Origin of the sequence: Methanothermobacter sp. THM-1 (assembly GCF_009914355.1) — an archaeon.
In the GTDB taxonomy this organism is placed as follows: domain Archaea; phylum Methanobacteriota; class Methanobacteria; order Methanobacteriales; family Methanothermobacteraceae; genus Methanothermobacter; species Methanothermobacter wolfei.
Map to the genome: position 1 here is coordinate 1338277 of NZ_CP044013.1, position 15254 is coordinate 1353530.

Below are 15254 nucleotides of genomic sequence, written 5' to 3' on the forward strand. Positions count from 1 at the left end.
GAATTTCATTTGCCAGGACTTTTCGCAGCAAAAAAGCTCAAGAGTAAAAGACAGAATTTTAGATGGAAGGACACACATTACAAGAGAAGATCACTGCGCCTTGACGTGAAGACAGACCCCCTTGAAGGAGCACCTCAGGCAAGGGGCATCGTAATAGAAAAGGTGGGTATAGAGGCAAAACAGCCCAACTCAGCCATAAGGAAGTGTGTGAGGGTTCAGCTCATAAAGAACGGGAAGCAGATCACGGCCTTCGCACCTGGAGACGGCGCCATTGGTTTTATCGATGAACACGACGAGGTCGTTGTTGAAGGAATAGGAGGACCATCAGGGAGGTCCATGGGCGACATCCCTGGTGTTCGATGGAAGGTTACGAAGGTTAACAACGTGTCCCTCCAGGAAATGGTTAAAGGAAAAATAGAAAAACCAGTGAGGTAATCCCTATGAGTTTAGTTTTTGACAGATGGGAACTTAACGAGGTGAAGGTCGAAGACATGGGCCTCGCCAAGTACATATGCCTTGATGATATCCTCGTCCCACACACCATGGGAAGGCACGTGAAGAGACAGTTTGCAAAGTCAAAGGTCTCAATCGTCGAGAGACTCATAAACAAGGTTATGAGGACCGAGAGAAATTCAGGTAAAAAGAACAAGGCCTACAAGATAGTCCAGGAGGCCTTCGAAATAATAAACCGGAGGACAAAGGAGAACCCTGTTCAGATCCTTGTGAAGGCCGTTGAAAACACATCCCCCAGGGAGGAGACAACAAGGATCAAGTACGGTGGTATAGGGTACCAGGTTGCAGTGGACATATCCCCCCAGAGAAGGGTGGACCTATCCCTTGGATTCATAACCAAGGGCGCCATGCAGGCAGCATTCAAGAACAAGAAATCCATAGAGGAATGCCTTGCAAATGAAATCATGCTGGCTGCAGACTACGATACAAGGAGCTTCGCAATCCAGAAGAAGGAAGAGAAAGAAAGGATAGCCAGATCCGCACATTAAACTTACAGGTGGTTTTAGTGAGCAGACGTGCAAAAATGATTAGCAAGATTAAGGAGCTCATGTACCAGCCGGACTATATCCGTAACATCGGTATAGTGGCCCACATTGACCATGGGAAAACAACACTCTCAGACAACCTCCTGGCTGGTGCAGGGATGATCTCAGCTGAACTGGCAGGGGATCAGCGTTTCCTTGACTTCGATGAACAGGAACAGGCAAGGGGTATAACCATTGACGCTGCAAACGTATCAATGGTCCACTCCTACGAGGGAAATGAGTACCTAATAAACCTTATAGACACTCCAGGTCACGTTGACTTTGGAGGAGACGTTACAAGGGCAATGAGGGCCGTGGATGGAGCAGTAGTTGTTGTATGTGCAGTTGAGGGTATAATGCCCCAGACAGAAACCGTGCTGAGACAGGCCCTCAAGGAAAACGTAAGACCGGTCCTCTTCATAAACAAGGTGGACAGGCTTATAAATGAACTTAAACTGGATGCCAATGAACTCCAGGAGAGGTTCATAAAGATAATTGCAAACGCTAACAAACTCATCAAGAACATGGCCCCTGAGGAATTCAGGGAGAAATGGCAGGTGCGTGTTGAGGACGGAAGTGTTGCATTCGGTTCCGCATACCACAACTGGGCTATAAACGTTCCAATAATGCAGGAAACCGGTATAAACTTCAATGACATCTACAAGTACTGTAAGGAGGATAACCAGAAAGAACTGGCCCAGAAGGTCCCGCTGCACCAGGTCCTCCTTGGAATGGTCGTTGAGCACCTCCCAAGTCCTGCAGAGTCCCAGGCCTACAGGGTGCCCATCATATGGTCCGGTGACCTTGAAAGTGAGGAAGGTCAGGCCATGCTCAAAACAGACCCTGATGGCCCCCTTGCAGTGATGGTGACAGACGTAAGTATTGACAAGCACGCAGGGGAAGTTGCAACAGGCCGTGTCTACGGTGGTGCCATAGAGAAGGGAAGCGAAGTCTTCCTTGTGGGTTCACACAGCAAGGCACGTGTACAGCAGGTCGGAGTCTACATGGGGCCTGAAAGGGTTAACACGGATAAGGTCCCTGCAGGTAACATCGTTGCAATAACAGGTGCAAAGAATGCCGTTGCAGGGGAGACCATCTGCGACGTCGGAAGGAAGATAAAAGCCTTCGAGGGTCTTGAACACATCTCAGAACCCGTTGTTACAGTTGCGGTTGAAGCCAAGAACACCAAGGACCTGCCAAAACTCATAGAGGTGCTTAGACAGGTGGGTAAGGAGGACCCCACCGTCAGGGTTGAGATCAATGAGGAGACAGGCGAACACCTCATATCAGGTATGGGTGAACTGCACCTGGAGATCATAGCCTACAGGATAAATGAGAAGAGTGTTGAGATAGAAACCTCAGAGCCAATCGTTGTCTACAGGGAGACTGTCTCAGGCACCGCAGGTCCTGTTGAGGGTAAATCACCCAACAAGCACAACCGCTTCTACATAGAAATCGAACCCGTTGAAGAATCTGTTATGAAGGCCATACAGGAAGGTAAAATAAAGGAAGGCCGTGTTAAAGGTAAAGAGATGGCCAAGACCTTTATAGAGGCGGGTATGGATAAGGAGGAGGCCAGAAGGGTCTGGGATGTATATGAGAAAAACCTCTTCATCAACATGACCCGTGGTATCCAGTACCTTGACGAGATCAAGGAACTCCTCATGGACGGGTTTGAGAGCGCCATGGACAACGGTCCAATCGCAAAGGAAAAGGTCATGGGTGTTAAGATAAAGCTCATGGACGCCAAGATACACGAGGACGCTGTCCACAGGGGTCCGGCACAGGTGCTGCCCGCCATAAGGAAGGGTATCTTCGGTGCCATGATGTCTGCAGAGCCCACCATACTCGAGCCAATACAGAAGGTGTTCATCAACGTTCCTCAGGACTACATGGGAAGCGCGACACGTGAAATACAGAACAGGCGTGGACAGATCGTTAACATGACCCAGGAGGGTGACATGGTAACGGTGGAATCAACGGTGCCTGTTGCAGAGATGTTCGGATTCGCAGGCGACATCCGATCAGCCACAGAAGGAAGATGCCTATGGTCAACAGAGAACGCTGGATTTGAGAAACTGCCAAACGAACTCCAGCACACAATCATAAGAGAAGTGAGGACAAGGAAGGGTCTCAGCCCAGAGCCATACAAGGCAGATCACTACCTGGGTTAACCCTCCCATTAAACTTATATAATTAAAAACAATATAGGAGATTACCTTAGACAAACAGCACCCATTGTGCTGGACTGAAATCAGGCTAATCACATACAAAATGGAGGTATATTAATGGCTAAAGAAAAAGAACACATGAACCTGGCGTTTATTGGACACGTAGACCACGGTAAAACCACATTAGTGGGACACCTGCTCCTGCAGGCCGGAGCAATCGCCGAACAGCAGTTAGCTGACGGTGAAGACAAGTTCAGGTTTGTTATGGACAGGCTCTCCGAGGAAAGGGAAAGGGGAGTTACAATCGACCTTGCACACGCCAAGTTTGAAACAGACAAGTACGAGTTCACAATTGTGGACTGCCCAGGACACCGTGACTTCGTTAAGAACATGATAACAGGTGCATCCCAGGCAGACGCAGCAGTACTGGTTGTTGCAGTTGATGACGGTGTAATGCCACAGACAAAGGAACACGTCTTCCTCTCAAGGACCCTCGGTATAAACCAGCTCATAGTCGCCATCAACAAGATGGACCTTGTTAACTACGATGAAGAAAAATTCAACGCACTCAAGGATGAAGTCTCAGCACTCATCAAGACAGTGGGTTACAAGCCAAGTGAAGTTGAATTCATACCACTCTCAGCCTTCGAAGGAGACAACATAACAAGCAAGAGTGAAAACACCCCATGGTACAAGGGCAAAACACTCGTTGAAGCACTTGACGACCTTGAAGCACCTGAAAAACCAGTGGACCTCCCACTGAGGATCCCGATCCAGGACGTGTACTCCATCACAGGTGTGGGTACTGTTCCTGTGGGACGTGTTGAAACAGGTGTCCTCAAGAAGGGTGAAAACGTTATATTCGAGCCTGCAGGTGTCAGTGGAGAAGTTAAATCCATTGAAATGCACCACGAGATGATCGACCAGGCCGAACCCGGTGACAACATAGGTTTCAACGTCAGGGGTGTAGGTAAAAACGACATAAGAAGGGGAGACGTTGCAGGACACCTCGACAACCCACCAAAGGTTGCCAAGGAGTTCACAGCACAGATAGTCGTCCTCCAGCATCCAGGTGTTATAACCGTGGGTTACACACCTGTATTCCACTGCCACACAGCACAGGTTGCATGTACCTTCCTTGAACTGGTGCAGAAGATGAACCCTGCAACCGGTCAGGTGGAAGAGGAAAACCCTGACTTCCTCAAAACAGGTAACGCTGCTGTCGTGAAGGTCAAACCAACCAAGCCACTTGTAATCGAAAAGATAAAGGACATCCCACACATGGGAAGGTTCGCCATAAGGGACATGGGCCAGACAGTGGCTGCTGGAATGTGTATAGACCTTGTGCCAGCAAAATAAACCCCCTTCCCATTTTTTATTAGGAGGATTTAAATGCACAAAGCAAGGATTAAACTCACAGGGACAGACCCTGAAAAACTGGCATACGTCTGCGACCAGCTGAGGAAGATCGCTGAGAGGACAGGCGTTGACATGTCAGGCCCGATACCGCTCCCAACAAAGAGGCTTGTGGTCCCGACAAGGAAGTCACCTGATGGTGAGGGAACCGCAACATGGGAAAAATGGGAGATGAGGATCCACAAGAGGCTTGTGGGTATAGAGGCTGATGAGAGGGCCATGCGCCAGGTTATGAAGGTGAATGTGCCTGACAATGTCAGTATTGAAATTGAACTCAAAAGTTAACTGGGGTTAAACCCCCTATAACTAAATTACCCCAAAAAAACCAAAAAGTATATAAGATACTGTTTATCAATCTCTTTTATCCGAGAGTGCCGGGATAGCCTAGCCAGGTAAGGCGCGGGACTTGAGATCCCGTGGAGATTCTCTCCGCCTGGGTTCAAATCCCAGTCCCGGCGTTTAAAACTTTTTCTGAACTGTTTAACATGCTCCCCTGTGCCGGGATAGCCTAGCCAGGTAAGGCGCAAGACTGGAAATCTTGTGGAGCTTTGCTCCTCCTGGGTTCAAATCCCAGTCCCGGCGTAAAAAATCAGATTTATAAGGCAGTATCATGTTCTGGTTATGATTCCATGACGGTTAAAAATAAGACATCAGGCCAATTAAAGGAGGAAGAGGCCGACCAGTGATTCGGCCGGACCCCATAAAAATAGGTCTAGGTGTTCTGCTCCACCTTTTTATCCTTATCATCTTCCTTGATTTTCAGTATCAGGGTTTCTTCTTCCATGGCCCCGGAATCCTTGATTACACATTCCTTTATTTCTGAGCTGATAGCATCCATGTCCTCAACATCCACCATGTCAACAAGTTCCACCTGCTGGCGGAACCTCTCTATTGCCTCATCAGGCATGTTCTCTATGTAGGGGATGGCGCCGGTTGCATTGATTATCCTTCCGCTTTCAGGGTCAACACCGTTGGCATGGAGCGCCTTTATACTCTGACCTGTTATGTGGCCCTGGACCTCAGCACCGCACACGACTAGGAACCTGAGGTTTGGATTTGCAACAACATTCCCGACAACCTTTTCTATGCCAAGGTTTTCGGTGTGTAGTGGTCCTGCAATGGCTGCTCCTGCCTTTACAGGTGAATCACCCATATGGGACCCGAGGGTTACAACTGCAACCGGGCTTTCTGAGTCGCCAACCTCGTAATCTCCAACTATGTGGGGCCATTCCTCTGGTACCTCCCTTTTGTTGACCATAGAAATACCTCCTATTTAACCACCAGTTAAATTTTAACTAATGGTTAAAGTTTAACTTGGAGTTAATCCTATATAAGGTTTTCGATGCAATAAGTGTTTTAAAAGAATTAGAATATACCATAGAACAGCAGCATAGAGGTGAAATCCGGGCATGTCCACCAATTCCAGGAGAGAACGTGAAAGAAAAGAAAGGCGAAAGGAAATCATAAAGGCTGCAGAGAAGGTCTTCTTTGCAAAGGGATACGACAGGGTTACCATGGACGAGATAGCCAGGGAGGCAGAAGTCAACAAGGCCCTCCTCTACTACTACTTTAAAAACAAGGAGGCCCTCTTCTTTGCAGTGAACCTCTACGGTGTCAGGATACTCCACGACATGTACAGGGACTGTTTAAGGCTCGACACCGACGGATACGGTAAGGTCAGGGCCATGACCAAGGCACTCTACGACTTCTCAAAGGAACACCCTGACTACTTCCGAATCTACTGTTACAGCGGTACAGAAAGGTTTGAGCTCAGTGAAAGCCCCGATGCAAGGGAGATCGTGGACCTCAGGACAGGGATGTGGAGGATCATGGTGGAGGCCATAATGGAGGGAATGCAGGATGGGAGCATCCGCAGTGACCTGGACCCTGTGGCGCTATCAATATACATCCATACACTGACCATAAATGCACTTAACCTTGACCTCCCATCAAAGATGGTGCTTAAGGCCAGGAACATCCCCATGGACAGGTTCTGGGATGACCTTGAACTCTTTCTTGAAGCAGCACTCAGACCCGGGAGCAGGGAAAAGGTATAGGGACGCAGGGACCTGAATTTTATCAGATATCCCCCCTGCCATGGAAGATAACAGCCGGTTCTCAAACACGGTACCGCCAGAATGTACCGTCAGCCCATAAAGAACCCCTGGACAGACTTAAGTATATAAACTTTTAGATACATAAAGGTATTAAAAGTAAATCTAATCTAAGTGAGGAAAAAAAATGAAGATTCATGATGAACTCGGAGAATACGTGATAATCCATAACAGTATAAAGGACATGAAAAACCTCGGGCTCCTAGTGGACGGCCCGAACATGCTCAGAAAGGAATTCTGCTCAGACCTTGACGTGGTGAAGAACCTCCTAGTTGACAGGGGAAACCTGAAGATAGGTAAGGTCCTCCTGAACCAGTACGCCTCAGACAAACTGATAGAGGCAGTTGTAAACCAGGGGTTCTCCCCCATGATAGTTGCAGGTGACGTTGATGTGCAGCTCGCCGTGGAGGCCTTTGAACTGATACACAACCCCAACATTGATGTGGTTGCCCTTATGACAAGAAACGCGGATTTCCTCCCCCTCATAAACATAGCAAAGGAGAACGGTAAGGAAACCATAGTAATAGGGGCGGAGCCAGGATTCAGCGTGGCCCTGCAGAACTCGGCGGACGACTCAATAATACTTGAAAGTGAAGGTGTATAGCGGTGTACCGGAAGATAATGATACCCACCGACGGCTCCAGGGACGCTGAAAAGGCAACAGACCATGCCTTCACCCTTGCAGGGTACAGCAATGCAGAGATACTCGGTATAAGTGTTGTTGACACATCCTACCGTAAATTACTTGAAGATAACGTTAATGCAAGGCTCGAGGAGATACTGAGGAATCAGGCAGAGAATGCTGTGAAAACCCTCATGGATAAATTTAAGTCCATGCAGAGGGAAGGCCACATGGTGGGCTGCAGCCTGGAGACCCGTATACTTGAGGGTAACCCTGCAGAGGTCATCCTCGAAGTCATGGAGGACGAGGAGGTTGATCTTGTCGTGATGGGGAGCTCCGGAAAGCATGGCCTTGACAGGATAATATCCGGGAGCGTTACCAGGAAGGTCCTCAGATCAGCGGAGACCCCTATAATGGTTGTAGGATGATGATGGTGATGGATATGATAAGCAAAAAAAGGATTGATGATGAAAAACTTGCACTCATAACATTCACAGGTAAGCTTGTTGAAGCAGAAGGACTCCTGGAGGAAGTCTCAGAGTTCATAGAGTCAGAGAAACTCGCTGTGGACGGTGATCCCACCGTAATATTCTACACAGCACCCCTGAAGGATGAAGGAAGATACGATGTTGGGTTCCCTGTGAAGGGAGAAGCCACAGGTGACGGAAGGGTGAAGATCGTGACGGTACCCGGCCACACCGTTATCTCAACAGAGTACTCCAAGGACAGGGAGAGTGCATATGAAGAACTTGTAAATTACGTTGAAGAGAATGAACTTGATGTTATAGGTGCTCCAAGGGAGATCTACCATGAAAAGACAAGGGAAGTGCAGTTCCCAGTGGTCCTGTAACCCCTCCCTTTTCAGGTGCGTCGGCAGTCAGTCCCTGTTTTCCTCAACGATCTCCCTGAATGAGTCTATGATGTACTGGACCTGCCGGTCAGTCATCCCGTATACACTGCACTTGAACCACCTGGTCTGACCCCTCCTTATACCGACTATCCTCCTCTTTTTAAGTTCCTCGTAAAGGAAGAAGCCCCTCCTTGGATGTGAAGATGCTATCTCATGGAATACAGGGGTTTCGAACCTGACAAGGTCATGCTCCTTGGGCCTTAAACCTATCTGCCTCACACCATCCATCTTCTCAAGTTCAGACACCAGGTACCTTGTCCTCTCAACCTCCTCATCCCATCGTGAAACCCTCTCCCGTACATAGGGGAGGGATGCCATGAGGGTTGCGAGGGGCGCCCCCCTGCTGGTGCAGCCAAGGAGCTCAACCTCCTTCTTCTCATGCCTTGGGGACCTCTTAAGGAGAAGATCCTCCCATTCAGCACCCATCCCCAGGACCCCTATGGGCCCGGAGGCCGCCATGCTCTTATGTCCGCTGCCAACAACAAAGTCCACCTTCAGGGTTTTAAGCTCCACCGGCATGCGGCCCATGGAGTAGGCGCAGTTCAGGAGCAGGGGGACCCCCAGTTCCCTGCATATACCCGCAATAGCAGCTGCATCGGTGAGGTTGCCGTAGTTCCCATCAACATGGGTGAGTACAGCCAGTTTAACCTCAGTCTCCTCAAGGGTCTCCTCAAGAACCTCCCTGTAGGTTTCAGGTTTTATCTCATAATCAGGGTGCCCGGTTGACGGCACCTCCACAATTTCAAGGCCGTTCCTCTCAGCAGCCAGGTGGGTGGTGTAGTGGGCGTTGCCATCAACCACGATTGTGTCCCCCTCCTCACAGAGGGCGTGCATGACTGCAAATTTTCCCTCCCTGGCACCGTGGACCGTCCTGACCGCATCCGCCTTTATGAAATCTGCAAGGTCATCAAGGAAGCTGTTAACATGCGGCCTTGGGATCTGGTCCAGGCGGCCCTCACAGTAATCGCAGACACTGTAACCATCACCAAACTCATACAGCGCCTTCCTTGCCGCGGCTGGCAGGACACCGCCACGCTGAAGCGGGTTCAGGTTGAGATTATCCCTTTCAAGGGTCCTTGTAAGTCCATAATCAGAGCATTCCATGAGCATCACCCGAGTAAATCGATTATCTCCCTGTAAATATCATCACGGTTTTCAGGGTTTATTACAAATAACTTTATGTCCCCCTCTTTTTTATACTTTGAACGAGGCCCCTGTGGACGGCTGCGATGACATTAACCCCTGATGAGAAGAGCTCATCAACCAGCCCCCTGAACTCCTCACTCTTAAGTTCCATTGGGGCTATCTCATCAATGATAACGTATTCATCCTCCTCCATGGCCCTCCTCAGTGCGGGTACAGCCACTTCATCAACCGCCTCCACACTGACACCATACCTTCCAACGCGGGGCCCCCTGATATCTAATGCTGCAAGAACAGCCCTCCTCCCTGATTTAATATCCACAATCTCAAATCCCCTCCGGGAGGATCCCTCCCTGATTTCAGGTGTTATGATACCCCCTGTGGATCTATCGGTCTCCTCAAGGTAACTCCTTATCCTCCAAACCAGCGTGCTCTTCCCGCTACCATGTCTGCCGGTGATTACAATCTTCACAGAGAAACCTCCATACACACTGAAACATCATAGAATGTTCTCAAAGCCAAGCTTCAGCGCCCATCTCCGGGCCTCCCTTATCTCAGCCATTGACGGGTAACGGTAAATATCAGGGTGTTCAGCTGCACGGTAGAGGGGCCGGTACTGGGCCATGATATTTATAACCGTCTCCTCCCCTAGGTTCTCTGCTATCCATGAGAGTATGGGCTTTGTGCAGCATTCAAGGTGCCCGGGGAGTACAAGGTGCCTTATTATCATATCCTCCGATGATACCATGAGGTGATTCCCTGAGACAACCTCAAAGTAGTCCCTGACCCCTGCAAGCCTCTCTGCACAGTCACTGTTACCGAACTTGAAGTCGGTAAGGTAGAGGTCAGCCACCACCAGGATGAGCCCCAGGGCATCCCCTGACATGTACATGTTACTGTTCCATACCACCGGGACATTGACCGATACCCTCGAGAGGACCCTGAGTATGTAAGGGATGGCGGGGGTGGGGTCTCCGCCAACGAAGTTGACGTTAGCTGATCCATCACGCCTTCTCTCCTCTATGACTGATGCGAGTTCATCCTCCGGTATGTATCTCCCGGCTGATGGGTCCCATGATATGTCCCAGTTCTGACAGAAGACGCAGTCCATGGTGCATCCGGCGAAGAATATGGTGTGGCTTGGCACCAGGGGCTCCTCCTCACCATGGTGGAGGAACTCGGATGCCACGTGGGGGTCTCCAACACCACAGTGCCCCCTGCCCACCGAACGGTCAACGCCACACATCCATGGGCACAGGGAGCATTTACTGAAAATTCGTCGGGCTATCTCAATTTTAAGGTCGAGGAATGACCTTGTGCAGTTATCATCGCACCTCCTCCCGCGGGCTATCCTCTCATGTTCAAGCCAGAGCTCTTCAAGACCCGAATCTGGATTGAATGATGCAGGTGTCCTTGCTGCAACAAGGAACCTTGCCTCCTTAAGGTTATCCCTCACCGCAAAGTAGTGACCGAGCACCCTCCTAACAGACATTTCACTCAACCAGACCTGCAGCTGACCGTAAATCAGTGACGGGAACAGGTTAATCCACCTCAACCGGTCACGCGCACACCCTCAACAAGTAATGGTTTCAGTATGAAGGGGCCTATCTGCCTCTCCTCCATTTCAATGCATGAGACCCCCTCCATTAGACTGAAGATGTTCCCAGATATCATGGCCTTCTTAACCGGCCTGTATTCCCCTCCATCCAGTAGGAAGGCATTGTTTGCCTCCACAGAGAAGTCACCGGATATGGGGTTTGCCGTGTGGGCCCCCAGGACATCGGTTACGAATATCCCCCCGCAATCCTCAAGGGGTTCAGCATCATCAAAGTCAAGGATGAAGTTTGTAAGCGATACCCCGGGTATGTCAGAGTAATCCCTGAGGCCGTTACCAGTGCTCTCTGCTGATGCACGGGACGCGGTGTAGATGTTATGGATGTAACCGGCAAGAACACCCTCATCTACAAGCACAGTTCGCTGGGAGGCCGTCCCTTCACCATCAAAGGGTCCTGATCGAAGACCCCCCTGGAGGGTGCCGTCATCATACACCGTGAGTCCCGATGATGTTATCCTGGATCCAAGTTTATCTGCAAGGATGGATCTTCCCCTCTGCACGTTTTCTGCGCTGAAGGACTCTGCAAAGGTCCCGAGTAAGCCTGCTGCTGCATGGTAATCAAGAACGGCCTGCATGTCCCCTGTTTCAATGGCTTCACCCCCCAGTGAGTTCCATGCTATCCTGCAGGCCCTCCCGGCTATCCATTCAGGGTCAAGGTCAAATTTGCATGATGAATCAGATTCATAGGCCGTTGTCTTCACACCGCCCTTCTCTGCATTCACGGATATGTGGGCTGAGAAGCCCGTTGACCTGGATGATGCTTCAACACCCTCCGAGTTCATGATGAATGTTTCAAGCAGTGACGCTGAGAACCCCCCGCTTGTGGGGGCGCAGCCATCCTCAAGGACCCTGTCCACAAGTCTCCGCGCCACATCCACGTAGTCATCAACCTGAAGGTCCCTGAATGAGCCGTCAAAGACCCCCTTAACCGAGGGGTAATCTGATGGTTCTGAGATGCCGAAGTTTTCATCGGGGTCTCCTATGCCGAGGTTATCGATGGCCCTTCTTACCGTTTCATCCACACCGGAGGGGTCCGAGGTGTATGCGAAGCCCATCCTCCCATCCCTTATGACCCTCACGCCGATACCCGTGATGGTCTCTGTCTTTGCAAAGTCTATTCTTTCACGCTGCACCTGCAGTTCAACCGCGTCCTCCCTTTCAATGTAGACCTCAGCCATTTCAGCATCCCTTAAAGCTAATCTAAGAGTCTTTTCTCCGATTTCGAACATCAGATCACCCCTTAAGTATAAATTTATGGATGGCCTCCGCCACACCATCCCCGTAGGGTGCAGCTGTCACGTAATCAGCCACCTCCCTGAGCTCAGGGTCCGCGTTTGCAACAGCCACCTTTAACCCTGCCGCTTCAAGGAATTCAATGTCATTTTCCCTGTCACCGATGGCCATTATCCTGGAGGCATCCAGCCCCATTGAAGCTGCCACCATCTCAAGGCCGGACCCCTTGCTGACGGCAGGGTCGGTGAGGTGTATGGCAAACCCTGTATCATAGACCTCGACGTCAAAGTCCCTGAGGGCCTCCTTTATAGCCTCCTCAGGCACTTCACGGGTGAGGGCGACCTCAGAAACCCTCAGTTCAGAGAACTGAACCTTCCTGACAGGGTATAAGCGCCTTAGGTGCCCATATGCATCCAGCGCCTTCTGGATGTTCCCGAGGACCCTTACCTCCTCATCAGCGTATATGACTCCACCGTTCTCCGCCACGATGCCTCCGCTGGTGCCTATAAGTACTGAGGCCGCCCTTGCATAGCAGAGGATGTTCCCTGTGGCGAGTATCACCGGTATACCTCTGGATTCAAGCATCCTTATGGCCTTTAATGCTTCCGGGCAGAGCTTCCTGGCAGTATCCGTTATCGTGCCATCGATGTCCACTGCAACGGCCTTCAACCTGACGCACCTCAGAGGGAACTGTAACGGTAGGCTATGTTACAGGTCCCCTCCCTTGAAACCATGCATGCGCCTACAGGGTTGGTGGGGGTGCAGGGGTCCCTGAAGAGTGTGCAGTCCTCTGGCCTTGCAACACCGCGGAGGACTGCTCCGCAGATACACCCTGAAGGTGTGTCAACAACCTCGTCAACTTCTATATCGAATTTCTCCCTTGCATTGTACTGGGAGAACTCATCCCTTATCTCATATACAGAGTCGGGTATGGTCGGGAATCCCCTCCACTCCCTCTCGGTGATATAGAAGACCTCATCCATTACCTCCTGGGCCTTCAGGTTACCCTCCGGTCTGACAGCCCTCTTATACTCATTCTCAACCCTGGCTTCCCCCCTGTTGATCTGGCGGAGTATCATGTAGACCGCCATGAGGATATCCAAGGGGTTGAAGCCTGCTATGACCTGGGGTATCCCGTAGTCCCTTGAGAAGGGCTCATATGGCTTCATGCCTATAATGGTTGATACGTGTCCCGGTTCTATGAGGGCGTTCAGGTTCACCTCACCAGACTCTATAAGGAACCTGAGGGCTGGTGGTATCAGCCTGTGGCATGAGAGGACCGAGAAGTTCTCAGGGGGCCCTGAGAGTATCTCGGATGCCGTTGTGGGTGCTGTTGTTTCAAAGCCGGCTGCCATGAAGACCACCTCATTATCGAGTTTCCTTGCTATTTCAACGGCGTTGCTGACACCGTAGACTATCCTTACATCCGCCCCATCGGCCCTTGCATCTGCAAGTGAACCCTTCGAGCCGGGGACCCTGAGCATGTCACCAAAGGTTGTTATGGTGACCCCCTGTTCTGCGAGTTTAAGGCATTCATCGATTTCCCTTGAAGGTACACAGCAGACAGGGCAGCCCGGACCCGCGACCACCTCAACCTCCTCCGGCAGGAGGGACCTGACGCCGTGCTGCATTATGGTGTGTTCATGTGAACCGCAGACATGCATTATCTTCACTGGTCTGGCTATTTCATTTATCCTTGAGACTATCTCCCTTGCAAGATTCTTCATGTGTTACCCACCAAATTCCACTTAAGGGTCTATTTCTCATGATCCATATATATAGAATTGTTTTCATAACAAGGACATCCACAGAGGTATAGAAAGCTGTTTCAGGAAGCTGGCAGCAGAAAAAATATATCGTTGATGGTGAGTAAACAGATTATACATGTCAGTCATCATCCTCATATTTCTCTTCATCGCATCTCTTCTCGGTGTCATAAAATCAGCGGACATCTTCGTGGACAGCATAGTTGATATTGGAGGAGCCCTGAGGATACCCCAGATCATGCTGGGTGTTACGGTGGCTGCTGCAGGCACCTCACTGCCTGAATTCGGATCTGCAATGATAGCCGTTCTAACAGGAAACCCTGACCTCGGTGTTGGTGTGGTTATAGGGTCAAACATATGGAACATAGCAGGGATAATCGGGATATCCACCACCCTGTCGTGTGCCGTGACAACAAACCAGGATGAGATCAAAAGGGACGGCCTCTTCGGCCTCCTGAGCATAATCCTACTCCTTATTTTCATGATTATGGGGATGGTTGGATTCCTGGCCGGTGCCGTGCTGCTTCTGCTCTACGCCATCTACCTCCGGATACTCATAAAGAAGCAGAGGAGATACTACTTGAACCACCCCCAAGTGGAGGGTGAGATTAAACCAAAAACCGTCCTCTATGCCATTACAGGATTTATAGGGCTTGTTATCCTGTGCAGGGTTCTTGTTTACAGTGCGGTTGAAATTGCAGAAATAGCCAGCGTCCCCGAAATGATAATCGGTCTTTTCGCCCTTGCAATTGGTACAAGTCTTGCCGAGCTGGTTGTTGCAGTTAACTCCGCACGGAAACACATGTGCAGCCTTTCCCTCGGCACCGTCCTCGGCAGTAACATATTCAACATACTCATAGGTATTGGAATACCCTCCCTCTTCGTTAAAATCCCCGTAGAGCCCCTTTCAGTTATCCTTGACGCCCCTGTGCTCATAGCCGTGACACTGATTCTGATGTACTTCATGTGGACGGACATGGAACTTAGAAGGACCGAGGGGGCCTCCCTCCTCATAATTTACATCCTGTATGCCTCAGTAAGAATATACCTCACATGAAAACAGAGAAAACCTGCATGGTCCCCCCCAATTATTCCATCTCACTGAGAATACTTCGCATGAAAACTATCGGCCATGCTACAGTATCAGAGCCTTAACTTGGGTAAGCTCTCATAAGGTATTCATGAAGAAAACTAGCACAATTCAAGGGAAAAAAATATAAAAAAGGA

General features: G+C 50.1%; 16 protein-coding genes, 2 tRNA genes and 1 pseudogene. 12 read left to right on the forward strand and 7 right to left on the reverse strand.

Annotated features, from left to right (window positions below):
• Positions 1-9: 9 nt before the first annotated feature.
• From FZP57_RS06950 to FZP57_RS06980, 7 genes are all read left to right on the forward strand, one after another.
• Entirely contained in the window at positions 10-435 is a 426-nt protein-coding gene (locus FZP57_RS06950) for a 30S ribosomal protein S12 (protein ID WP_191216127.1), read from the forward strand.
• 5 nt (positions 436-440) lie between these two features.
• On the forward strand, positions 441-1001 hold the full coding sequence (rpsG, locus tag FZP57_RS06955; protein WP_191216128.1) for a 30S ribosomal protein S7: 561 nt from the start codon (positions 441-443) through the stop codon (positions 999-1001).
• Between the two features lie 17 nt (positions 1002-1018).
• Entirely contained in the window at positions 1019-3211 is a 2193-nt protein-coding gene (locus tag FZP57_RS06960; protein ID WP_191216129.1) for an elongation factor EF-2, read from the forward strand.
• 114 nt (positions 3212-3325) lie between these two features.
• Positions 3326-4567 carry a translation elongation factor EF-1 subunit alpha gene (gene tuf / locus FZP57_RS06965; protein ID WP_074359341.1) on the forward strand — a complete coding sequence of 414 codons (1242 nt, stop codon included), beginning with the start codon at positions 3326-3328 and terminating at the stop codon, positions 4565-4567.
• A 33-nt stretch (positions 4568-4600) separates the two neighbouring features.
• Positions 4601-4909, forward strand: coding sequence for a 30S ribosomal protein S10 (gene rpsJ, locus FZP57_RS06970; RefSeq protein WP_074359342.1), 309 nt, complete (start codon positions 4601-4603; stop codon positions 4907-4909).
• Between the two features lie 88 nt (positions 4910-4997).
• Positions 4998-5082: transfer RNA gene (locus FZP57_RS06975), tRNA-Ser, on the forward strand.
• Positions 5083-5121: 39 nt separating this feature from the next.
• Positions 5122-5206: transfer RNA gene (locus FZP57_RS06980), tRNA-Ser, on the forward strand.
• 139 nt (positions 5207-5345) lie between these two features.
• Here the strand turns inward: FZP57_RS06980 and mtrA are convergent.
• Positions 5346-5882 (reverse strand): annotated as a pseudogene (mtrA, locus tag FZP57_RS06985) (tetrahydromethanopterin S-methyltransferase subunit A); the annotation flags it as partial.
• Positions 5883-6033: 151 nt separating this feature from the next.
• On the opposite strand from mtrA, the gene FZP57_RS06990 reads away from it, so the two are divergent.
• The 4 genes from FZP57_RS06990 (at position 6034) to FZP57_RS07005 (ending at position 8210) form a co-directional block, all read left to right on the forward strand.
• Positions 6034-6681, forward strand: a complete 648-nt coding sequence (locus FZP57_RS06990; RefSeq protein WP_191216130.1) for a TetR/AcrR family transcriptional regulator — start codon at positions 6034-6036, stop codon at positions 6679-6681.
• 184 nt (positions 6682-6865) lie between these two features.
• On the forward strand, positions 6866-7342 hold the full coding sequence (locus tag FZP57_RS06995; protein ID WP_074359345.1) for a TIGR00288 family NYN domain-containing protein: 477 nt from the start codon (positions 6866-6868) through the stop codon (positions 7340-7342).
• 2 nt (positions 7343-7344) lie between these two features.
• Positions 7345-7788, forward strand: a complete 444-nt coding sequence (locus tag FZP57_RS07000) for a universal stress protein (RefSeq protein ID WP_074359346.1) — start codon at positions 7345-7347, stop codon at positions 7786-7788.
• 14 nt (positions 7789-7802) lie between these two features.
• Complete coding sequence (locus FZP57_RS07005; RefSeq protein ID WP_074359807.1) at positions 7803-8210, forward strand: GyrI-like domain-containing protein; 408 nt, start codon at positions 7803-7805, stop codon at positions 8208-8210.
• 27 nt (positions 8211-8237) lie between these two features.
• On the opposite strand, the gene pscS is transcribed toward FZP57_RS07005, so the two are convergent.
• The 6 genes from pscS to hypD form a co-directional block, all read right to left on the reverse strand.
• Entirely contained in the window at positions 8238-9374 is a 1137-nt protein-coding gene (gene pscS / locus FZP57_RS07010) for an O-phospho-L-seryl-tRNA:Cys-tRNA synthase (protein WP_191216131.1), read from the reverse strand.
• A gap of 73 nt (positions 9375-9447) precedes the next feature.
• Positions 9448-9885: a nucleoside-triphosphatase gene (locus FZP57_RS07015; RefSeq protein ID WP_238337881.1), complete on the reverse strand. Its 438-nt coding sequence runs from the start codon at positions 9883-9885 to the stop codon at positions 9448-9450.
• A 27-nt stretch (positions 9886-9912) separates the two neighbouring features.
• A complete protein-coding gene (locus FZP57_RS07020) occupies positions 9913-10905 on the reverse strand; it encodes a radical SAM protein (protein ID WP_191216132.1) in 993 nt (330 codons plus the stop codon).
• Between the two features lie 59 nt (positions 10906-10964).
• Positions 10965-12257, reverse strand: coding sequence for a TldD/PmbA family protein (locus FZP57_RS07025; protein ID WP_191216133.1), 1293 nt, complete (start codon positions 12255-12257; stop codon positions 10965-10967).
• A gap of 4 nt (positions 12258-12261) precedes the next feature.
• The gene (locus FZP57_RS07030; protein WP_191216134.1) at positions 12262-12930 is read right to left on the reverse strand and encodes a phosphoglycolate phosphatase; all 669 of its coding nucleotides are present in this window, start codon (positions 12928-12930) and stop codon (positions 12262-12264) included.
• Between the two features lie 11 nt (positions 12931-12941).
• On the reverse strand, positions 12942-13988 hold the full coding sequence (gene hypD, locus FZP57_RS07035) for a hydrogenase formation protein HypD (protein ID WP_191216135.1): 1047 nt from the start codon (positions 13986-13988) through the stop codon (positions 12942-12944).
• Positions 13989-14145: 157 nt separating this feature from the next.
• Here hypD and FZP57_RS07040 point away from each other — a divergent pair, with 157 nt between their 5' ends.
• Positions 14146-15084 carry a calcium/sodium antiporter gene (locus tag FZP57_RS07040; protein ID WP_074359352.1) on the forward strand — a complete coding sequence of 313 codons (939 nt, stop codon included), beginning with the start codon at positions 14146-14148 and terminating at the stop codon, positions 15082-15084.
• The last annotated feature ends 170 nt before the right edge of the window (positions 15085-15254 follow it).